Annotated in this window: 19 protein-coding genes; 8 read left to right on the top strand and 11 right to left on the bottom strand. The window is 70.5% G+C overall.

What is annotated here, in order from left to right:
- Window positions 1–27 precede the first annotated feature (27 nt).
- From guaB to ACWKZU_RS11080, 7 genes are all read left to right on the top strand, one after another.
- Window positions 28–1,530: an IMP dehydrogenase gene (guaB, locus tag ACWKZU_RS11110; RefSeq protein ID WP_449282392.1), complete on the top strand. Its 1,503-nt coding sequence runs from the start codon at window positions 28–30 to the stop codon at window positions 1,528–1,530.
- Window positions 1,531–1,671: 141 nt separating this feature from the next.
- Complete coding sequence (locus ACWKZU_RS11105; RefSeq protein WP_449282391.1) at window positions 1,672–2,793, top strand: GuaB3 family IMP dehydrogenase-related protein; 1,122 nt, start codon at window positions 1,672–1,674, stop codon at window positions 2,791–2,793.
- Between the two features lie 13 nt (window positions 2,794–2,806).
- Window positions 2,807–3,673: an SURF1 family cytochrome oxidase biogenesis protein gene (locus ACWKZU_RS11100; RefSeq protein WP_449282390.1), complete on the top strand. Its 867-nt coding sequence runs from the start codon at window positions 2,807–2,809 to the stop codon at window positions 3,671–3,673.
- A 126-nt stretch (window positions 3,674–3,799) separates the two neighbouring features.
- A complete protein-coding gene (locus ACWKZU_RS11095) occupies window positions 3,800–4,267 on the top strand; it encodes a DUF3817 domain-containing protein (RefSeq protein ID WP_449282389.1) in 468 nt (155 codons plus the stop codon).
- Between the two features lie 196 nt (window positions 4,268–4,463).
- Window positions 4,464–6,047 (top strand): glutamine-hydrolyzing GMP synthase, encoded by a 1,584-nt coding sequence (guaA, locus tag ACWKZU_RS11090; RefSeq protein ID WP_449282388.1) that lies wholly within the window; start codon window positions 4,464–4,466, stop codon window positions 6,045–6,047.
- A gap of 384 nt (window positions 6,048–6,431) precedes the next feature.
- Window positions 6,432–8,894, top strand: coding sequence for a helix-turn-helix transcriptional regulator (locus ACWKZU_RS11085; protein ID WP_449282387.1), 2,463 nt, complete (start codon window positions 6,432–6,434; stop codon window positions 8,892–8,894).
- 120 nt (window positions 8,895–9,014) lie between these two features.
- On the top strand, window positions 9,015–10,682 hold the full coding sequence (locus ACWKZU_RS11080; RefSeq protein WP_449282386.1) for a GspE/PulE family protein: 1,668 nt from the start codon (window positions 9,015–9,017) through the stop codon (window positions 10,680–10,682).
- Between the two features lie 168 nt (window positions 10,683–10,850).
- Here the strand turns inward: ACWKZU_RS11080 and ACWKZU_RS11075 are convergent, their stop codons facing one another.
- From ACWKZU_RS11075 to ACWKZU_RS11025, 11 genes are all read right to left on the bottom strand, one after another.
- The gene (locus ACWKZU_RS11075) at window positions 10,851–12,095 is read right to left on the bottom strand and encodes a type II secretion system F family protein (protein WP_449282385.1); all 1,245 of its coding nucleotides are present in this window, start codon (window positions 12,093–12,095) and stop codon (window positions 10,851–10,853) included.
- Window positions 12,083–13,441 (bottom strand): type IV pilus twitching motility protein PilT, encoded by a 1,359-nt coding sequence (locus ACWKZU_RS11070; protein ID WP_449282384.1) that lies wholly within the window; start codon window positions 13,439–13,441, stop codon window positions 12,083–12,085. The genes ACWKZU_RS11075 and ACWKZU_RS11070 overlap by 13 nt, the downstream gene beginning before the upstream one ends.
- Entirely contained in the window at window positions 13,438–14,151 is a 714-nt protein-coding gene (locus ACWKZU_RS11065; protein ID WP_449282383.1) for a hypothetical protein, read from the bottom strand. The genes ACWKZU_RS11070 and ACWKZU_RS11065 overlap by 4 nt, the downstream gene beginning before the upstream one ends.
- Window positions 14,148–14,801, bottom strand: a complete 654-nt coding sequence (locus ACWKZU_RS11060) for a hypothetical protein (protein ID WP_449282382.1) — start codon at window positions 14,799–14,801, stop codon at window positions 14,148–14,150. The genes ACWKZU_RS11065 and ACWKZU_RS11060 overlap by 4 nt, the downstream gene beginning before the upstream one ends.
- Window positions 14,792–15,871 (bottom strand): type IV pilus biogenesis protein PilM, encoded by a 1,080-nt coding sequence (gene pilM, locus ACWKZU_RS11055; protein WP_449282381.1) that lies wholly within the window; start codon window positions 15,869–15,871, stop codon window positions 14,792–14,794. The genes ACWKZU_RS11060 and pilM overlap by 10 nt, the downstream gene beginning before the upstream one ends.
- Before the next feature lie 42 nt (window positions 15,872–15,913).
- Window positions 15,914–16,741, bottom strand: a complete 828-nt coding sequence (locus tag ACWKZU_RS11050) for a prepilin peptidase (RefSeq protein ID WP_449282380.1) — start codon at window positions 16,739–16,741, stop codon at window positions 15,914–15,916.
- Window positions 16,738–18,345, bottom strand: a complete 1,608-nt coding sequence (locus ACWKZU_RS11045) for a hypothetical protein (RefSeq protein WP_449282379.1) — start codon at window positions 18,343–18,345, stop codon at window positions 16,738–16,740. Before ACWKZU_RS11045 ends, ACWKZU_RS11050 begins: the two co-directional genes overlap by 4 nt.
- Complete coding sequence (locus ACWKZU_RS11040) at window positions 18,336–18,872, bottom strand: type II secretion system protein (RefSeq protein WP_449282378.1); 537 nt, start codon at window positions 18,870–18,872, stop codon at window positions 18,336–18,338. Before ACWKZU_RS11040 ends, ACWKZU_RS11045 begins: the two co-directional genes overlap by 10 nt.
- Window positions 18,869–19,294 (bottom strand): type IV pilus modification PilV family protein, encoded by a 426-nt coding sequence (locus ACWKZU_RS11035; RefSeq protein ID WP_449282377.1) that lies wholly within the window; start codon window positions 19,292–19,294, stop codon window positions 18,869–18,871. Before ACWKZU_RS11035 ends, ACWKZU_RS11040 begins: the two co-directional genes overlap by 4 nt.
- A 55-nt stretch (window positions 19,295–19,349) precedes the next feature.
- Window positions 19,350–19,691 carry a prepilin-type N-terminal cleavage/methylation domain-containing protein gene (locus tag ACWKZU_RS11030; protein ID WP_449282376.1) on the bottom strand — a complete coding sequence of 114 codons (342 nt, stop codon included), beginning with the start codon at window positions 19,689–19,691 and terminating at the stop codon, window positions 19,350–19,352.
- A gap of 74 nt (window positions 19,692–19,765) precedes the next feature.
- Window positions 19,766–20,128: a prepilin-type N-terminal cleavage/methylation domain-containing protein gene (locus ACWKZU_RS11025; RefSeq protein ID WP_449282375.1), complete on the bottom strand. Its 363-nt coding sequence runs from the start codon at window positions 20,126–20,128 to the stop codon at window positions 19,766–19,768.
- A gap of 346 nt (window positions 20,129–20,474) precedes the next feature.
- Between ACWKZU_RS11025 and ACWKZU_RS11020 the strand changes: the two genes are divergently transcribed.
- Window positions 20,475–21,416, top strand: a complete 942-nt coding sequence (locus tag ACWKZU_RS11020) for an NYN domain-containing protein (RefSeq protein ID WP_449282374.1) — start codon at window positions 20,475–20,477, stop codon at window positions 21,414–21,416.
- The last annotated feature ends 40 nt before the right edge of the window (window positions 21,417–21,456 follow it).

Raw genomic sequence — 21,456 nt, 5'->3', positions numbered from 1 at the left:
CTCCCACCACAATACAGATGAGGTTCCATGGAACAGCGTGACCCCTTCGCGTTCACCGGTCTGACCTACGACGATGTGCTGCTGCTGCCGGCGCACACCGACGTCATCCCCAGCGAGGCGGACACGTCCACTCAGCTCACCCGCCGCATCAGGCTGAACATCCCGCTCATCTCGGCGGCGATGGACACGGTGACCGAGACGCGCATGGCGGTCGCCATGGCGCGCAACGGCGGCCTGGGCATCCTGCACCGCAACCTCTCGATCCAGGATCAGGCCGAGATGGTGGACCGGGTCAAGCGCAGCGAGGCCGGCATGATCACGAACCCCGTGACCACCTCGGTGGACGCGACCGTGGCCGAGGTCGACGCGCTGTGCGGCGAGTACCGCGTCTCGGGGCTGCCGGTGGTCGACTCGAACGACGTGCTCCTCGGCATCATCACGAACCGCGACATGCGCTTCATCGACCCCAAGGACCGCTCCCAGGTGCGCGTGGCCGACGCGATGACCAAGATGCCGCTCATCACCGGCCCCCAGGGCATCTCGCGCGAGGATGCGGCGGCGATCTTCCGCCAGCACAAGATCGAGAAGCTGCCCCTGGTCGACGGCGAGGGCCGCCTCACGGGCCTCATCACGGTCAAGGACTTCGACAAGGAGGAGCAGTACCCGCACGCCACCAAGGACGACGCGGGCCGTCTGCGCGTGGGCGCGGCCGTCGGCTTCTTCGGCGACGCGTGGAAGCGCGCGGGCGAGCTGGTCGACGCGGGCGTCGACGTGCTCGTGGTCGACACGGCCAACGGCGACAGCAAGGGTGTGCTCGACATCATCGCCAAGATCAAGGCGGATCCGGCTTTCGCCGCGGTCGACGTGATCGGCGGCAACGTGGCGACCTTCGCGGGCGCGAAGGCGATCGCCGAGGCCGGCGCCGACGCCGTGAAGGTGGGTGTGGGCCCCGGTTCCATCTGCACCACGCGCGTGATCGCCGGCGTGGGCGTGCCCCAGGTGACCGCGGTGTACGAGGCCGCGAAGGCGGCGACGCCGCTGGGCGTGCCCGTGATCGCCGACGGCGGCCTGCAGTACTCGGGCGACATCGCGAAGGCCCTCGTGGCGGGCGCCTCCTCGGTGATGATGGGCTCGCTGCTCGCCGGCACCGACGAGAGCCCCGGCGACCTCGTCTTCGTGGGCGGCAAGCAGTACAAGAACTACCGCGGCATGGGATCGCTGGGCGCCCTGCAGACGCGCGGCGAGCGCACCTCCTACTCGAAGGACCGCTACTTCCAGGCCGATGTGCCGAGCGATGAGAAGCTGATCCCCGAGGGCATCGAGGGCCAGGTGCCATACCGCGGACCGGTCGGCGCCGTGACGCACCAGATGATCGGCGGCCTGCGCCAGTCCATGTTCTACGTGGGCGCCCGCTCGATCACCGAGCTCAAGGAGCGCGGCAACTTCGTGCGCATCACCTCGGCGGGGCTCAAGGAGTCGCACCCGCACGACGTGCAGATGGTCGTGGAGGCCCCCAACTACAAGCGCTGATCCTCCGCCGCCGCGAATCCCCGCTCATCGAGTTCGTCGAGATGAGCGGGGATTCGCGCGTTCCGGCCCGGTCGTGCACGAGCGGCGGCGCGGCTCAGGCGCGGACCGAGCGCTCAGGCGGCGGCCCGATAGACTGGTCGGGTGAGCAACGAGATCGAGATCGGCCGCGGCAAGCGCGCGAGGCGCGTCTACACCTTCGATGAGATCGGCATCGTGCCGACCCGGCGCACCCGCGATCCCGAGCTCGTCTCGACCGCGTGGACCATCGATGCCTTCCAGTTCGAGATCCCGGTGCTGGGAGCCCCCATGGACTCGGTGATGTCGCCCGAGACCGCGATCGCGCTCGGCCGACTCGGCGGCCTCGGCGTGCTCAACCTCGAGGGGCTGTGGACCCGGCACGAGGATCCCGAGCCGCTGCTCGAGGAGCTCGCCGGCATCGACGACGACATCGCCGCAGTGAAGCGCATGCGTGAGCTCTACTCCGCCCCGATCCAGCCCGAGCTGATCCGCGCCCGTCTCGGGGAGATCCGAGACGCCGGCGTCACAGTCGCCGGTGCGCTCTCGCCCCACCGCACCGCGGAGTTCACCGAGACCGTGGTGAACGCCGGCGTCGACCTGTTCGTGATCCGCGGCAACACCGTCTCGGCCGAGCACGTGGCCCAGGAGGGGCGCGAGCCGCTCAACCTGAAGCAGTTCATCTACGAGCTCGACGTGCCCGTGATCGTGGGCGGCGCCGCGACCTACCAGTCCGCCCTGCACCTCATGCGCACGGGAGCCGCCGGTGTGCTCGTCGGCTTCGGCGGCGGCGCCTCCTCGACGACGCGCGCCACGCTCGGCATCCGCGCGCCCATGGCCACGGCGATCGCCGACGTGGCGGGTGCGCGCAGCGACTACCTCGACGAGTCGGGCGGGCGCTACGTGCACGTGATCGCCGATGGCGGGCTCGGCACCTCGGGCGACCTCATCAAGGCGATGGCGTGCGGCGCCGACGCCGTGATGCTCGGCGCGGCTCTGGCCAAGGCCTCCGACGCGCCCGGCCGGGGATGGCACTGGGGCCAGGAGGCCCATCACGAGGATCTGCCCCGCGGCAAGCGCATGCCGGTCGGATCCGTCGCCCCCCTCGCCGAGATCGTGAACGGCCCCGCGCACGTCGCCGACGGCAGTGCGAACCTCATCGGCGCGCTGCGCCGCGCGATGGCCACGACCGGCTACTCGGAGCTCAAGGGCTTCCAGCGCATCGGCATCGTGCACGCCGAGCGCTGAGGGCCGCGAAGACGTGTCCGCGACCCCGCACGAGCCGTCACGGCGACCGGAGTACCTGGGCGAGCCCACCCTCGGCCAGGTGATGCGCAGACCGCGATGGATCCTCGCCCTCCTGCTCGCACTGCTCGTGGCCGCCGTGTTCGCGTGGCTCGGGCAGTGGCAGATGGACAACGCGATCCGGTCGGACGCGCAGCAGACGATCGACACCGAGACGCCTCGCGCCCTCGGCGAGGTCGCCGAGGCCGGCTCGGGGGTGACCGACGCGGCGGCCGGGATGGTCGTGCGCGTGCGCGGCGCCCTCGTACCCGGCGACACGAGGATCGTGACCCCCCGCGAGAACGCCGGGGAGACGGGCACCTGGGTGGTCGGCCACCTCGCGGTGGAGGCGGAGGCGGGCGACGAGGGCGCCGGACTGGCCGTGGCGATCGGGTGGGCGCCCGGCGTCGCAGAGGCCGAGGCGGCCGCCGCGCGCTTCGAGGCGGATCCCGCGTTCTCCGAGCCGCGCGACCTCGAGGGGCGGTTCATGCCGCCCGAGGGCCCCGTCATCCCGAAGGGGGGCGAGGATCCCCAGGTCATGCACGCCATGGTGCCGGCCCAGCTCGTCAACACCTGGCAGTCGGTCGCGGGGCCCGTGCACTCCGGATACCTGGTGCTGCATCCGGCCGGCGACGGCGCCGGGATGCTCGACGCCGCCGGGCTCGACGCCATCGACTCCGTGCCGCCCGAGCCCGCGGAGAGCGTCAACTGGCTCAACGTCTTCTACGCGATCGAGTGGATCGTGTTCGCCGGATTCGCGATCTTCCTGTGGTACCGCCTCGCGCGCGATGCGTGGGAGAAGGAGCACGAGCTGCAGCTGTTGACCGCTGCCGAGTCGGAGTGACGCGGGGTCTCGTTCGTCATCCTGCGTGCAGGCGAGGAACGGGCCGAAGTCGCAGGATCCACGGGGCTGCGGTATGGAGCCCGCGCATCGACCGGGCGCTCAGCATCCCTGAAATAGAATGGGACCATGCAGCTGCAGCCCAAGCCATCCGATTACCCGCGCATCCGCAAGGCGCTCAGCTTCTACAAGGTGACCTCGGTGATCACCGGCGTCATGCTGCTGCTGCTGTGCGCCGTGATGGTGATGAAGTACGCCTTCAACGTGCAGCTCTTCCTCTTCACCCCCGACGGCTTCGCCCGCTTCACCCCGCTCGCGCCCGAGGGCCTCGAGAGCGAGTTCGCGGCGGAGGGCTTCGACCTGTTCCGCGCGATCCTCATCGCCCACGGCTGGTTCTACGTCATCTACCTGGTCTCCGACTTCCTGCTCTGGAGCCCGATGCGCTGGCACTTCGGGCGCTTCCTGCTGATCGCGCTCGGCGGTGTCATCCCGTTCATGTCGTTCTTCCTCGAGGCGCGGATCGTGCGCGAGGTGCGAGCGTTCCTCGACTCCCGCGAGGCCGCGCCCGTCGAGGCGTCGGCGCCGTCCGCCGGGTAGGCGCGCCGCTGATCGCTCGAGGCGGAGCCGAGTCGGGGACGAGGCGCTGCTCCGCGGTTTCGACTCCGCGCTTCGCGCTCCGCCCGACCGGCGGCGGGTATCTCGCTGAACCGGCGGAGGCGTTCGAGGGCGCCCTCGAGGGCCCCCGGTCCTCGCTAGAATTGTTGCTTGAGCTTCCCGATCCGAAAGGCCCGTAATGGCAGAACAGACTGATACCGGGCATCGCCCCGTTCTCGTCGTCGACTTCGGCGCGCAGTACGCGCAGCTGATCGCCCGTCGCGTGCGCGAGGCCGGAGTGTACTCCGAGCTGGTGCCGCACACCATCACGGCGGCGGAGGTCGAGGCGAAGCAGCCGCTCGGCATCGTCCTCTCGGGCGGCCCGTCCTCGGTGTACGAGGAGGGGGCTCCGCAGTTCGACGACAGCATCTTCGCGCTCGGCATCCCCGTGCTCGGCATCTGCTACGGCTTCCAGGTCATGGCCCGCGCGCTCGGCGGCGAGGTCGGCAACACCGGCGACCGCGAGTACGGCGCCACCGAGGCCGAGGTGCTGGGCGACGGCGGGGCGATCCTCGGCGGCCAGCCCGAGAAGCAGAACGTGTGGATGAGCCACGGCGACGCGGTGCAGCAGGCGCCCGCCGGCTTCGACGTGCTCGCGCGCACCTCGGTGACGCCCGTGGCGGCCTTCGGCTCGCCCGAGAAGAAGCTTTACGGCGTGCAGTGGCACCCCGAGGTGAAGCACTCGGATCACGGTCAGCGCATCCTCGAGAACTTCCTGCACCACGTCGCGGGCATCGCCCCCGATTGGAACGCGGGCAACGTCATCGCCGAGCAGGTCGAGCGCATCCGTGCGCAGGTGGGCAGCGCCCGCGTCATCTCGGCGCTCTCGGGCGGCGTCGACTCCGCGGTCTCCACCGCGCTCGTGCACAAGGCCATCGGCGACCAGCTCACCGCGGTGTTCGTCGACCACGGCCTGCTGCGCAAGGGCGAGCGCGAGCAGGTGGAGCGCGACTACGTGGCCTCCACGGGTGTGCACCTCATCACCGTGCACGCGGCCGACACCTTCCTCGGCCACCTCGAGGGCGTCACCGACCCCGAGGAGAAGCGCAAGATCATCGGCCGCGAGTTCATCCGCGCCTTCGAGCAGGTGCAGCGGGATCTGGTCGCCGAGGCGAAGGCCGAGGGCGAGCAGGTCAAGTTCCTCGTGCAGGGCACGCTCTACCCCGACGTGGTCGAGTCCGGCGGCGGATCGGGCACCGCGAACATCAAGTCGCACCACAACGTGGGCGGTCTGCCCGACGATCTCGACTTCGAGCTCATCGAGCCGCTGCGCGCCCTCTTCAAGGACGAGGTGCGCGCGATCGGCCGTGAGCTCGGGATCCCCGAGGCCATCGTGGGCCGCCAGCCGTTCCCCGGCCCCGGGCTCGGCATCCGCATCGTCGGCGAGGTGACCCGCGAGCGCCTCGAGGTGCTGCGCGAGGCCGACGCCATCGCCCGCGAGGAGCTCACCGCCGCCGGCCTCGATCAGGAGATCTGGCAGTGCCCGGTCGTGCTGCTCGCCGATGTGCGCTCCGTGGGCGTGCAGGGCGACGGCCGCACCTACGGCCACCCGATCGTGCTGCGCCCGGTGTCCTCGGAGGACGCGATGACCGCCGACTGGACCCGCGTGCCCTACGAGGTGCTCGCCCGCATCTCGAACCGCATCACCAACCAGGTGCCCGAGGTCAATCGCGTCGTGCTCGACGTCACCTCGAAGCCCCCGGGGACCATCGAGTGGGAATGAGCCGCGCAGCGGTTCGTTCCCACTCGTGATCGGCACTGCGTGGAACGCGAACGCGTCAGCGGGCGCGTGGGAATGAGCCGCGCAGCGGTTCGTTCCCACTCGTGATCGGCACTGCGTGAGAGAGCCGGCGGAAGCCGGCTCTTCTCATTCCCGCTCCCGACCGACCCCGCGCCGCCTCGTGCCGCGCGTCGTCTCGGCATCTCCGGCCGGTCCTCCGTCTCTGCCGTCCCGCATGGGTTACGATCTCAGACAGGGATGGATACATGGGGAAGACGGCTCCAGGGGGAAAAGGTGTCGGCTCCATGAGGAGAGCGCGTCAACATCGGTTCTCGTGATGGTGCCGGCGGTGAGTCGCTCTGCGTGAGAGAGCAGGGGAGCCGGTTCGTGCTGCACACCAAGGCGATGTCCGAGTTCATCTCGACGCCTTCCTCGGGGCGTGATCCGGGTCTCGAGGAGGAGCGCACCGAGGACGAATCCTCCTGGCGGAGATATCTGCAGCGGGCGGTCTCCTCCGTGCGGGTGCAGCGGCCGCATCTCTTCCGGCGGGCCCTCGAATCGGATGCGCGGTGGATCGGCATCGCGGCGTCCCCGGGCATGGGCCGCACGACTCTGCTGCGGCAGATCGCCGCGGAGCTCGATCGCACCGGCGAGCCCCATGCCGCGCTGTGGACGCCGCGGCGCACCGAGGAGGCCTACGAGACCTTCCTGCTCGGGCACCGGGGGAGCTCCGGCCGGGCCGTCGCGCTGCTCCGTCGTGCGGCCGCAGCGGGTCCGTCCGGCAGGTTCACGCTGATCATCGACGACCTCGATCTCGTGAGCACGGAGCGTCGGACGGGCCTGCTGCGCGACCTGCTCGTGGCGGTTCCCGGCTTGCGCGTGGTGACGGCCACGCTGCTCCCCGTCGATGCGACCCCGGCGATCCGGGTTCATCTGATCGCCGAGGATCGTCTGCACCTCGACTACGAGGAGGCGCGCGACTGCGTGCTGCGGACCGTCGCGCAGCTCGGCGGCGATCCGCCTCGGGAGAGCGAGATCCGCGGCGCCTTCGAGAGCACGCGCGGCGTTCCGCTCGGGATCGGCTTCGCGATCGACCGGTTCCTCCGGCCCGGGCGCTCCACGGACATGATCTTCGCCGAGATGATCAACGCGGTGCGGGATCGCCTCTCGAGCGCCTACCCCGCGGAGGTGGTGGAGGCGAGCTACTGGCAGATGCTGGCGACGCTGTCGCTCCTGCCCCGCTTCACCGATCAGCACGTCGCGCTGCTCTTCCCGTCGGCCCCGCCCGGAGCCGCCCGTCAGCTCGGCGATTCACGGCTGATCGAGCCCGGGGACGCTCTGCGGTCTGGAGAGTACGTGTGGTGCGGCGAGTTCTGGGCGGCCGCCCTGCAGCGCAACTGCGGCGCTCGCGAGACGCGCCGCCGCCTGGCCGCGAAGCTGCGGGATTCCGGCGACGTGGGCGGGGCATTCGACCAGTGGGTCTTCGCGGGCGAACTGCCGGCCGCCGAGCGGGCGCTGCGGGATCGCTTCCTCACGATCTACGAGACGTCCGCTCCCGAGGCGCAGGAGCAGCTGCTGGCGATCCCGGCGGAGGAGCTCCGCGAGTTCCCGCTGCTGCGCACGATGAGGATCCTGCTGGACCCGGATGCCTCCCCGCATTACCTGAGCGTCTCCGCGCAGAACCTCGCGGGCCTCGCGAAGAAGGCCGGCCCGGGCCAGGCGCCGCTCGCACTCGCCGTGCGCGCTTCCGTGCTCGCCCGGCTGGGGGAGCACCAGGAGGCGGTGGCGCAGGCCGAACGGGTGATCGCGGCCGGGCAGATGCAGGCCGAGCAGGCGGCCGAGGATCGACTGACGGGCGCCGAAGCGGCGCTCGTGGCGGCGCTGACCCTGCTGGTCTGCCGCGGCTATCCGCGGGGCGGGCTCCGGCTGCCGGATTGCGCGGGATCGGCGCACCTGGTGAGTCGGCGCGCGCTGCTCCAGGCGGTGCTCGACGCTACGAGAGCCGCGGGGCCGCGATCGACGCGCGTCCCCGCGGCGGATGCGGGTGCGGGCTACCGCTCGCTGGTCTTCTCGGCCTCCCAGTGCACGCGGGAGATCCGGGCCTTCGACGGCGCCGACCGGGTGTTCGCCGACGCGCTGCGCGCAGAGCAGGGGACGGTTCCGCAGGGCGGTCCCGAAGCCCTCGTCGCCGAGGACATGCCGTCGCTGCTGCGGGTTCCGGCGGAGTGCCTGCGCAGGGTCATGACGGGCAATCTGTCGGGAGCGATGCGACTCGCCTACGAACCGGGCGTGCCGGCGCCCGTGGGGGGTGTTCTGCGCGCGATGCTGCATCTGGCGAAGGGGCAGGCGGGCGAGGCGCTCGTCGAACTCGATCGTCTCGGCCCGGTGTGGGGAGAGCGGGTCGCGGCCGTCGAAGCGGTGCTGCGCGCGTGCGCACTGCACCGGCGGGGCTTCGCGGAGGCCGCGCGGCTGGTGCTGTACGAGGCGGAGGGGGTCTCGGACGTCGCGCTCGCGCAGGCGCTGATGCTGCTGAGCCCGGCGGATGGCCGGGCGATCGCCGAGCTCGGCGACCGCTTCGACCGGCTGCACGCCGCATCGCAGTCGGTGGGCGTGCTGCGCACGGGTGCGCCGAGTTCCGGCCAGCCGCCGCTGCAGGCGCTGACGCGGAAGGAGCACGCGATCCTGCTGGAGCTGCGGCGCGGGCTGAACACCCGGGAGATCGCCGACCAGGGGCACCTGAGCGTCAACACGGTGCGCGCCCACGTGCGCTCGATCGCCAGGAAGCTGAACGCCTCCGGTCAGGCGGACATCCTGCGCCGGGCGTGGCAGCTCCGGCTCTTCGAGGAGTAGAGTCATGCGTCTACGAGATCGCAGTGCCCGGCCCCCGCACGAGAGCGCGGCAACGGAGCGAGCCGCGATCGTGCGGCCGACCGCACCCTGTCCGTCACCGTCTCGGGAGAGGAGCCTCAGATGAAGATCGCACAGAGCCTGGTGTCCGCCGGTCTGCTCAGCGCCGAGAGCCTGCAAGATCTGGTCGCGGAGTTCGGCGACGGCCCGCTGCTGCGCGCGAAGGTCGTCGCCGATGGGCTGACGACGGAGGCCGACATCGCCCAGGCGGTCGCGCAGAGCGCGAACATCCCCTTCGTCGACCTGACGCGGGAGACGCTCACCCCCGAGGTGGTCGGGATGATCCCGGCCGCGCTGTGCCGCAGGTACCAGCTGATCCCGGTGCGCCAGACCCGGCGCCGCCTCGTGGTGGGGATGGTGGATCCGAGCAACCTGATCGCGGTCGACGACGTGACGACGGCCACGGGCCTGCCGGTCTCGCCCGTCGCGGTGGCGGCCGACGCCCTCGAGCTGGCCTTCGGGCGGTACCTGCGTCTCGACGAGGAGCTCAACGAGCTCTCCGTGCAGATGGACGAGAGCTCGGGCGCCGATTCCTCCGCGCCGGCGTCCGAGTCGCTCGAGAGCACTCCGGACGACGCGCCGGTGGTGCGCTTCGTGAGCCTGCTGATCTCGCAGGCGATCGACGACCGCGCGAGCGACATCCACATCGAACCGGGCGAGCGGTATCTCACCGTGCGGTACCGCATCGACGGGGTGCTGCATGAGACCCAGCAGGCCAGCCGCTCGATCCAGGACGGGGTGATCTCCCGGCTGAAGATCATGGCGGCGGTCGATATCTCGGAGCGGCGCAAGCCGCAGGACGGCCGCCTCTCCGTGCAGCACGGCGGGCGGAAGGTGGATCTGCGTCTCGCCACGCTGCCGACGGTCTGGGGCGAGAAGATCGTGATGCGCATCCTCGACAGCCCGGCCGCCGAGCTGTCGCTGAGGGATCTGCGGTTCTCCCCGGGCAACGAGCAGAGCTTCACCGAGGCCATCATGAAGCCCTACGGCATGGTGCTGGTGACGGGGCCCACGGGGTCGGGCAAATCGACGACGCTGTACACGGCGCTCAGCGCGATCGCGACGCCGCAGGTGAACGCGATCACCGTCGAGGACCCGGTCGAGTACCGGGTGCCCGGCATCAACCAGATGCAGGTGAACCCCCGGGCGGGGCTGACGTTCAACACGGCGCTGCGCTCGATCCTGCGATCGGATCCCGACATCGTGCTCGTGGGGGAGATCCGCGACCAGGAGACCGCGACCATGTCGATCGAGGCGGCGCTCACGGGGCACCTCGTGCTCTCGACCCTGCACACGAACGATGCTCCGAGCGCGCTGACGCGCCTCACCAACATCGGCTGCGAACCGTTCCTGGTGGGCACCGCGATCAACGCCGTCGTGGCGCAGCGTCTCGCGCGGCGCCTGTGCCTGAAGTGCCGCGAGGCCTACGTCGAGTCTCCCGAGCGGCTCGAGGCGCTGCGCATCCCGCACGATCCGTCGCGGCCCGCGACGTTCTATCAGCCGACGGGATGCCCGGAGTGCTCGGGCACCGGCTTCCGCAGCCGCGTCGCACTGCACGAGGTGATGACGATGACGGAGGAGCTCGAGCATCTCGTCACCGCGCAGGCCACCGGTACCGAGATGCGCGCGGCGGCGCTGCGCTCCGGCATGGTCACGCTGCGGGAGGACGGGTTCGAGAAGGCGCGGCAGGGCCTCACGACCATCGCCGAGGTGCTGCGGGTGTCGGCGTAGACGGCGTCCGCCTTCCCGTCATTCTGCGCGAGGAACGAGTCGCAGAATCCGGAGTGCGGATCCTGCGTACTGCGACTCGCTTCGCTCGCGCAGCATGACCGGCTTCGCCGCGCGCAGGATGACGGGGTACCGCTCCGAGGATGACGGGTACCGCTCCGAGGACGGCCCCTACGCGTTCGCGATCTCGCCGTAGATGGAGAAGATGGGCAGGTACAGCGACACCACCATGCCGCCGATGAGCACGCCGATGCCGACGATGAGGATCGGCTCGATCGACGAGGTGAGCTGGTCGGTGGCCGTCTTCACCTCGTCGTCGTAGAACTCGGCGATGCTCTCGAGCATGTCGGGCAGGCTGCCCGACTCCTCGCCGACCGCCGTCATCTGCACGACGATCGGCGGGAACACCCCGGATTCCCCGAGCGGCTTCGAGAAGGACTTGCCCTGCTTGACCGAGTTCTGCACGGCGCGCACGGCCTCTTCGATGCGGTAGTTGTTCGAGGCCTCTCCGACGATCTCGAGGGCCTGCACGAGCGGCACGCCGGCCTTGAGCATCATCGCGAGGCCGCGGCTGAACCGGGCGACGGCGACCTTGGTGGCGAGCGGGCCGAACACCGGCATCTTGAGCCGGATCGGGTCGACCACACGGCGCACGCGATCGTCGTACTTCTGGGTCTGCCACCAGAAGAAGCCCGCGATCGTCAGCACCAGCAGCAGCGGGAAGATCCAGATCATGTTCTCGGAGAGCGTCACGAGGATCTGGGTCGGCGCGGGAAGATCCGACCCCATGCTGTCGAACATCTTGGCGAAGATCGGCACGATGAACATGACCATGCCGAGCGCGCCGAGCAGCGCGATGATGAGCACGATCACCGGGTAGGTCGTGGCCGACCTGATCTTGTTCTTGAGCTCGGCCTCGTTCTTGTAGGTCTCCGCCGCGCTCGTCATGGTCTCCGAGAGGAAGCCGCCCATCTCGCCCACGCGCACCAGATTGACCATGAGCGGGGGGAACACCTTCGGGTGCCGGCCCATGGCCGCCGAGAGCGTCTGGCCCTGCTCGATGCCGCTCTTGACCTGGCCCAGGGCCGCCTTCAGCTTCTTGTCCTCGGCCTGCTCCTGCAGCACGGTGAGCGCCCGCAGCAGGGGGAGGCCGGCGTTGAGCAGGCCCGACATCTGCTTCGCGAACACGGCGAGCACATCGGACTTGACGTTCTTCTCGAGCCACGGAATGCTGATCTCGGTGTTGAGCCCGGTCTTCGAGATGACGGACACCTCGAGCGGGGTGAGGCCCCGGCTGCGCAGCAGGTTCGCCGCCGTCTCCCGGCCGCCGGCCTCGAGCTTGCCGCTGACGGTCCGCCCGGTCGCGTCGACCGCGCGGTAGCTGAATTCCTCGACGCCGGCCATCAGCTCAGCCATCCGCTGTTCGGCTTCGCACCCATGGAACCGCTCCAGTCGTCATCGGCCAGACCCGAGCGCACCGCGACGCCCTCGATCACCGACTTGGGATCCTGCGCGCGGGCCTGCGCGGTCTCGACCGAGATCCGTCCCTGCTCGACGAGGCGTCTGAGATCCTGATCGAGCGTGTGCATGCCGAGGCTGCGGCCGGCCTGCATCATGGAGTAGATCTGGCTGATCTCGCCCTCGCGGATGAGGTTGGCGATGGCGGGCGTGTTCACGAGCACCTCGGTGGCGATCACCCGCCCGGGCTGCCCGGCCCGCGGCAGCAGCGTCTGGGTGATGATCCCCTGCAGGGTGTCTCCCAGCTGGGAGCGCACCTGCTGCTGCTGATCGGGCGGGAAGGCGTCGACGATGCGGTTGATCGACTTCGCGGCGGATTGGGTGTGCAGGGTGGACACCACGAGGTGGCCGGTCTCGGCCGCCGTGAGGGCGGTGCCGATCGACTCGGGATCGCGCAGCTCGCCGATCAGGATGATGTCGGGGTCCTGGCGCAGCACGCGGCGCATGGCCTCCGAGAACGAGCGGGTGTCGCTGCCGATCTCGCGCTGGTGCACGAGCGCCCGCTTGCTGCGGTGACGGAACTCGACGGGATCCTCGATGGTGACGACGTGCGCGGGCAGTCTGCGGTTGACGAGGTCGATCATCGAGGCGAGCGTCGTCGACTTGCCCGAACCGGTGGGGCCGGTCACCAGCACGAGGCCGCGCGGACGCACCACGAGGTCCGCCGCGATGGGCGGCACTCCGAGTTCCTCCAGCGGCCTCGTCTCGTCGGGGATGAAGCGCATCGCCACCGCGAGCGATCCCAGCTGCCGGAACACGTTGACGCGGAACCGGGCGAGGCCGTGCATGGCGACCGAGAAATCGAGCTCGTCGGAGCTCTGCAGCTCCTCGAGCTGCCGCTGCGACATCATCTCGGCCAGCGCGGTCTGGAACCAGTCGGTGGAGAGGCGGGCCTCGGCGCCCGGGATCGGAGCCAGGTCGCCGTCGACGCGCATCTGCGGGGGCAGCCCCTCGGTGAGGTGCACATCGGAGGCGCGGGACTGCGCGGCCACCGTGAGCAGCTCGCGCAGCGGCAGCACGCCCGCCCCTCCGGACGCGATCGGCGCGGCGAGCGGCCCGGGCTCTTCGGGTCGACGGGAAGCGGGGAGGGGGGCGGTGCTCCCGAGGTCAGGGTCGGCTGCGGCCGGTGCGGGACCGTCGCCGTCGCGCCGCCGCTCGCGCCGCAGCGGCGCCCGTTCGAACAGGCCCGAGAGCGGGGGGTCGCCGGCCTCGGGCTGCGCGCCGCGCGGGTCATGGTTCGTCATTGCGCATCGTCCGTTCTGTAGAAGGAGAGCATGGTCACGGTGATCTTGCCCTGCATCCCGGTCTCCTGGTCCTCTTCGCGCTCGAGTGTCGCTCCGGTGACGAGCAGCAGCCGCGAGCCCGATCGCAGGCTGTCGAGGAACGCGGTAGCCGTGGGTTCATCGGGCACCGCCACCTCGAGCGTGATCTCGATCTGCTGCTGCGGATCGGCCGGGGGCTCGGCCGGGGCCTCGGCCGCCGGGGCCGCGTCTTCGGCGGCGTTCCCGTCCGCGGAGTCCTCTACCGCTGTTTCTTCGGTGGCCTCCGGCGCGGGCGCGGGCGTCTCCGCGACCGCCTCGCCGTCCGGCGCCCAGCCGGTCTGCGCGGCGTACGCCACCGAGTCGCCGAAGCGGTCCGCCTTCGGGAACACCTCGTGGGCGGTCAGGGCGTCGGAGATCACCTGCAGCACGGTGTCCGACTCCGGCCGGGCGGGCAGCTGCTCGCGCAGCGTCTCGATGCCGGCCTCGATGTCGGCGCGGCGCTCCTTGGCGCGGGAGAGCTCGGCGAGCCGCCCCTCCAGCGTCGCGTTCGTGGCCTGGGTCTGGACGATCTCCTGCTGCGCCGCCTGCACGCGCGCGTACATCGGCAGGCCGGCCAGCACGGTGCCGAGCCCCAGCACCGCCACGATCACCAGCACGCCGAGCAGGGTCAGGAGCCTGCTGTCGATCCTCATTCGGCGACCTCCTCGGCGTAGCGGCCGCTGTACACGGTCTGGTCGAACTCCACGTCGATCACGTGCACGTAGGCATCGATCTCGTCGTCCCACTCGCCCTCGCGTACGGTGGCGCTCCGGAGGCCCGAGACGGACTCGAAATCGCGCAGGAACGGGATCGCGGAGGGGAAGGAACCGACGATCGAGATCGTGCCCGAGAGTCCGGTCTGCTCCTCCGGCGCGCCGCTCGGCGCCGCCCCCGAGTGGAGGTCGTAGGCCCCCACGCTCGCGTCCTCGGGGAAGGTGGCCTTCACGCCCTCCAGCACGGGCACCCACGCGAGGTCGGTCGACATCGCCTCCGTGCGGAAGCGGTCGAGCTCCGTCTCCTGCTGCACCAGCTGCTGGATCTCGGACTCGGCTGCGATCCGCGCCAGCAGCTCCTCGCCCTGCTGCTGCGCCCCGAGCAGCTGCAGGGCCGTGACGCTCTGCCAGGCGAAGAGGGCGGCGCAGGCGATGACGACGAGCACGACCGCGCCGGCGATGCGGACGCCCCACTCCTTGAGCGTGCGGTTCTGAGCGCGGCGGGTGATCACCGCCTGCGGCAGCAGGTTGACCCGGGGAGTGCCCCCGGCCACCGGCGAGGCCGCCTTCTTCGGCCGGGTCAGCTCCATGATCGCGTCTCCTGCATCGCGAGCCCGACGGTGGTGAGGAGTTCGAGATCCTCCTGGCCGTGCCGGGCCCGCGCGTCGGTCTGGGAGAGGTGGTGCGCCCCCACGAGCTTCACGGGCAGTCGGAGCCGGTTCCTGAAGGCCGTGTAGACGCCGGGGATGCCCGCACCGGCGCCGGTGAGGATCACCCGGTCGATGCCGCGGTTCTGGGAGCGGTCGACGTGGAAGCGCATCGTGTCGACGACCTGCGAGACGAGGTCGTCGATCCGCTCCTGCGCGAGTGGTTCCGGTTCCGGCTCCCGGTCGCCGAAGAGGAGGGTCATCGGGTCCCTCGGGGTCTCGGCGGTGCCGGGGGCGGGCTGTTCCGCCCGCGCCGGCTCGGGCTGCGGCTGCTGCGGCGGCTGCCCGTCCTGCGCCGCCTGCGGCCCCTCGGTCTCGGGGGAAGCGGGGGCGAGCTCGATCGGGATGATGCGCACGAAGTGCGGCACCCCCTGCGCGGCGACGACCACGTACCCCGTGTGCAGGCCGAGGTGCACGAGCGCGACCGTCTCGGCGGAGTCGGTCAGCATGCCGATGGCGCGCAGCAGCCCGAAGGGCGCGAGATCGACGCGCTCCACGTGCAGGCGGGCGCGGGCGACCGTGTCGACCATCTCGGTGACGGTCTCGGCCACCGCGGCGACGAGCAGCCCGGAGAGCTGATCCTGCTCCTGCGAGACGGGGTAGAAGTCGATCACCGCCTGGTCCACCGGCACGGGGAGCAGATCGGCGACCTGGAACGGGAGCGCCTGCTTGAGCTGTTCGGGGGCCATGACCTGCGTGCGGTAGTCGCGCACCAGCACTCTGCGGCTGCAGATGCCGAGCACCACCCGGCGGCTCCTGAAGCCGGCCTGCTTCCACAGCTGCTGCAGCGCGGTCGCCACGGCGGCGCGGTCGAGCACCTCGGAGTCCTTCGCCGCGCCCCGGGGCAGACGCACCGCGCCGTGCCCCAGGATCTTCAGGGTCCTCCCGGTACTCACCTCGGCGGCACGCACCTCCTCCTCGGTGATCTCGAGGCCCACACAGCTGCTGGCCATGCTCCCGTCCTTCCTATGAATGCTTCGCGTCGGCTCGCCGGATCAGGCGAGGAATGTCGAGACGTACCAGTCGGCGAGCCGCTGTCCGGCCAGCACGCCGACCCACGCGCCGAGGATCATCCAGGGACCGAAGGGGATCCTGCTGCGCCGCCCCGCGCGACCGGCGACCATCAGCAGCACGCCGAACACACCGCCGAGCAGGAACGCCGCGAAGCCGCCCACCACCAGCGCGCCCCAGCCCAGCCAGGCCATGGCGACTCCCAGCAGCGCAGCGAGCTTGACGTCGCCCATGCCCATGCCGCCCCGCCAGAGCAGCCTGAGCGCACCGTAGAACAGCGCGAGCGCCGCGCCCCCGGCCAGGCCGCGGACGAGCGGCCACGGCTCCCCGTCGAGCAGCGCGGCCGCCCCGGCGAGCGCCGAGAACACCGGGATGGACGGCAGCACGATCGCGTTGGGCAACCGGGACACGTCGAGGTCGATCAGGGCGAGCGCGATCGACACGGCCGCGAGGTACAGATAGGCGAGCAGCATCGAGGCGGACGACCAGGTGCCGAGCCCAGCGTCGGCGCCGCTGCGGAGCCACCACCAGGTCACCCCCGCGAAGGCGATCGCGGTACCGGCCTCGACGAGCGGGTAGCGCGCGGAGATGCGGCTGCCGCACGACGCGCAGCGGCCGCGGAGCGCGATCCAGGACAGCACGGGCACGTTCTGCCACGCGGTGATCGGGGCGTCGCACCGGGGACAGCGGCTGCGGGGCACGAGCGAGAGGCCGGCGGGGACCCGGTGGATCACCACGTTGAGGAAGGAGCCGATCACCAGACCGAGCAGAGCCGCCGACGCGATGAGAACCGGGGTGCATGACGCGCTCACGAGAGGTTCTGCCAGTCGATGGCACGGGTCGTGCTGAGGGAGAAGACCGCGGGGCTCCCGGAACCGCTGCCGCTGCCGCCGCTCCCGGCGCTGCTCATACCGGGAAGTCCGATCACATCTGGAGTGTAGTTGATGCCCGCTCCGTGGCCGGTCCAGTTGCCGCCGTAGAGCACCCCGTTGTAGACGGAGTTGGTGCCGGAGAAGCCGATGCCGCAGGCGGAGTAGACCATGGTCTTGATGCTCTGCTCCGACTTGAAGAGGTTCAGCGACGTCGAGCTCTGCCCCGAGCCGCACGTGGGCGCGTGGTCGGCGGGGGTGCGGTCCTCGGTGATGAACCACAGGCTCGGCTTGTCCTCGCCGGTCGGGGCGCCGGCCGCGGCCTTGAACGTGAGGTTGGTCACGTCGAAGGAGTTGGCGAGGAGCACCAGATTGTGCTTCAGCTCGACGACGGGGCTCATGCCCGCGTTGGCCGACAGGTTGCCGCAGGCGCGGGCGTCGATCACGGTGTCGTTCGTGATCGCGTTCAGGTAGACGGCCCAGCCGTTGCTCGGCCACGAGTTGAAGTACGAGCAGGTGCCGGGCGTCGAGTTGCTGCCGCCGCTCGTCAGGGTCACGATGTTGTACCCCGACCAGTCGGAGGCCTGGTACTTGTACTCGAACCAGTCGATGAGCGAGGGGAGCGTGGGCGCCGGGACCGTGGCGGGCTGCGACAGGGCGCCGACCCAGCCGCCCTGCACGTTGTAGGCCTCGCCCGCGGGCTTCGTGAGACTCGGCAGTCGCATGCTGCCGAGCGAGACGGGGCCGTTCACGATGGCGGGACCGCCGTAGGTGTGCCCCGACCAGCCGAAGTTGACGCCGTGGTTCGTGTGCAGCGAGCCGTCGACCCGGCCCTGCACGCTGGTCGCCGCCCCCGAGCCGCCGGCCATCACGTTGCCGGTGACGAGATCGGGGGAGTTCGACATGCTGAACCGGCCGTTGGTGGTGGTGAGGTCGCCGTGCACCGTGCAGCCGCCGTTGGTGCGCACGTCGTGCTTGGCGATGACGGTGCCCCAGATCGTGTTCTGACAGGTGAACGAACCGTTGGGGATCAGGATCTCGACCGGGCGCGTAGCGGTGCCGACGTTGACCTGCGTGGTGAAGGTGATGTCGCCGCCGTACATGACGATGTCGCCGTCGGCGCCGGGCGTCGCCGACACCGTGTAGGTGAAGGTGGCCTGCCGGCCGGCCTTCGCGCCCCGGACCTCGGAGAACACCTCGAGCGTGGCGACCCCGGCCGCGCACTCGAGCCGGAAATCGTAGCCCGGGTCGCTCGCCGAGTTCACCAGCACGTCGGTGTCAGAATAGGTGTTCGAGCCGGCGCCGCACACGTGCGTGCCGTTCTCGAGCTTGGCGGTCTCGGTCGCGATGCCGGCGTCCACCGCCGCCTGGGCCTGGGCGCGGCTGTTCGAGGTCGCCAGCGAGCCCGTGGTGCTCGTGACGATGCCGGCGAGGGCCAGCCCGCCGATGCTCAGCACGAGCATCACCACCAGCACCGTCACCATCGTGGATCCGGCGTCGTCGCGCAAGCGGGCTCGCGCGTCTCCGCGTCGTCGATTCACCAGCATGCGGGGCCTCCTGACTGCACGACCTGCGCGACGGCGCCGTCGTTGACGATGATCGAGGTCTCTCCGCGCACGAGTTCGATGCCGACCGTCACGCGTTTGCCCGCGCCCTGCTCGAACGCGGCGCCGGCGGAGAGCGCGCCGCTCACGCCGGAGGCGAGCGATTTCCACGAGGTCGAGACGGCGGGTCTCGCGGTGGACCCCGCGCTGTAGCGGAGCTCGGTGCCCTGCACCTGCCAGGCGCGGCACTCCCAGCTCGTGCCGTCGGCGCGCAGCACCTTGGCGTCCAGCCGCTGGCCCGAGGCGGTCACGCGGGTGCCGGCGGAGGCGCGCACGGACTCCACGACGGAGGCCGTGAGGGCGTTGAGCTGCGCGGTCGCCGCGTCGCGCTCCGTGGCGCGCTGCTGCGCGGCGAGCCCGTTGCCGAAGATCATCGCGAGCACCGAGAGGAAGAGACCGGAGATGAGCACGACCACGATCAGCTCGACGAGCGACATCCCGGTGTCGGAGCCCGTTGCGGGGGTGCTCATGCGGACCCCACCCGAACGCGGCTCGTCACGGAGGTGACGGTGTCGCCGCCGTCGACGACGCTGATCTTCACCGGCACCGAGCCGGGATAGACGCCCGGACACGAACCGACCGTGAGCACGGCCTCCGTGCCGTTCTCGGGGTGGACCGCCGGAGGGTTCGCCGCGCGGGCCGTCAGCACGGCGCAGCTGGTGGCCACCGTTCCCGGGGTCGCGGGGTAGTCGGCCTCGATCCTCGCCAGCTCGTCCTTGGCGAACGCCGTCGCCTCGAGCAGGCCGCGGTTCTCGACGCTGTGCTGCGTCACGCGCATCACGAGGGGGAGCACCGCGAGCGAGAGGATGCCGAGCAGGAACATGGAGATCACGATCTCGACCATGCTGAAGCCGCGGTCGCGAACGACCCGCTGCGCTTCCTGATCGGGCATCGTGTGCTCCCTCGAACGGGTCCTGGGGTGAAGGGCTCGAACGGCCCTGCCGGCGCTAGGTGCAGCCGGGGCCGGAGACGGCGGATTCGCCGGTGTCGAGCCGGGTGGCCCGCACGCAGACCTGGTCGACCTGCGTGGGTTCGTCGCCCTCCCACGCGAGCGCGTAGCCCGTGTCGGGGAGGAGGCGGGGGGTCTGATCGTTGGAGAGATCCGCTGCGACTCCGGTGGCGGCTTCCGCAGCGATCGCTCGAAGAGCGTTGGTCTTGGCGGCGTCTTCGATGCCGCTGAGGATCGGGATCGCCACTGCGGCGAGAATGCCCAGGATCACCACGACGACGATGAGCTCGACGAGCGAGAACCCCTCGTCTGAGACTCCGTCATGCGCAGTCAGCTTCATTCCTGCTCCCGGGTTCGAGCACCCCGGTGTGGTGCACGTGGGTGACGCATCACACCGGGGTTCCGCGTCGTCTGCTAGCAGCCGGGACCCTTGCCGCTGCTCGAAGAACTGCCCTTCGTCGCCGTGACGCAAATCGCATCGACGGTAGCAGGGGTGCCACCCACGAAGGCGTAGGTGTAGTCGCCGCCCGTGGGGAGCGAAGCTGCGTCGCCGTTTGCGATGTCGGCAGCAACCTGCGAGGCCATGTTGGCGGCTGCAGCTTCTGCTGCGTTGTCCTCAGCGGTCTGCTGAATCCCGTTGAAGATCGGAATGGCCACGGCGGCGAGCACGCCGAGGATCACGACGACGACGATGAGCTCGACGAGCGAGAAGCCCTCTTCGCCGTTCTCCTTGCGGGCCTTGGCGGCCTCGATGTAGGCCTTGATGGTGGTACGCATATCTATCTCCCTGCTTTTCATGCGCCTGTTGGCGGGTGGGTGCACAAGCGTGAGGAGAACCGCTCATCAGCCGCTCGCGCGCACGCGCGAGGCGTTCCCCGATTCCCCTTGTTCTCGCCTTCGGGCGACCCCCGTGATAGCACCGCGAGACGAAGAACACTTGTGGACCAAAGTCAATCTCAGTTCCACCCCGGCCTTTCGGCCCGATGTCAACTTCCGCCGCAAAAATCACCGACCAAAATCACCCACTTCGACGCGCGCCGCTCCGACGGGAGCGCGGAGTCGGGAACGGCGCCCACGGGGCGGCGATGTGGCCCGATGCTCCGCACCCTGGCAGACTGGGAGCGTGCCGGATACTCAGAACGGCCGCGTAGCGGTCTACCTCGACTTCGATAACATCGTGCTCTCCTGGTACGACCGGGTGCACGGGCGCAACTCCTTCGCCCGCGACCGGCAGCGGATCGCCGAGAACCCCGGCGATCCGGAGACGGCGGCACGGCTGCGCGCGGCGATCGTCGACGTCGGCGCGATCATCGACTACGCGTCGTCGTTCGGCACCCTCGTGCTCACGCGCGCCTACGCCGACTGGTCGGCGCCCATCAACTCGGAGTACCGCTCGCAGCTGGTCGCCCGCGCGGTCGACCTCGTGCAGCTCTTCCCGGCGGCGGCCTACGCCAAGAACGGCGCCGACATCCGCCTCGCCGTCGACGCCGTGGAGGACATGTTCCGCCTCGACGACCTCACCCACGTCGTGATCGTGGCGGGCGACTCCGACTACGTGCCGCTGGCCCAGCGCTGCAAACGACTCGGGCGCTACGTGGTGGGGATCGGCGTGGCCGGTTCGACCGCGAAGGCGCTCACGGCCGCCTGCGACGAGTTCGCCTCCTACGACGCGCTTCCCGGCGTCGAGGCGATCGAGCGCGAGCAGCCCGCGAAGCGGCAGCGGAAGGGGAGCGGGGCGGCCGCGCCGAAGGAGGCCGAGCAGGTGGCGGCGCAGTCCTCGACGGACGCGGACGACGACGGCGAGCTCCTCGACAGCGCCGACGATCCCGAGATCGCCGTGACCGGTCTGCTGATCCGCGCGCTCTGGCTGAGCCAGGACAAGGACGACTCGGGCTGGCTCTACAGCTCCGCGGTGAAGCAGCAGATGCGGCGCATGGATCCCTCGTTCAGCGAGAAGGCCCTCGGTTTCCGCTCGTTCTCCGACTTCCTGCGGTCGCGCTCGGACGTCGTCGAGCTCGAGGAGTCGGGGCATGAGCGCCTCGTGCGCCTCAAGGACCAGTCCTAGGAGTCCGCCCAGCGCGCGGAAAGAGCCAGGATCCTCAGCC

Source organism: Leucobacter sp. (assembly GCF_053528595.1).
The sequence above is the reverse complement of the archived record's forward strand: the minus strand, read 5'-3'. Positions and strand labels throughout refer to the sequence as shown.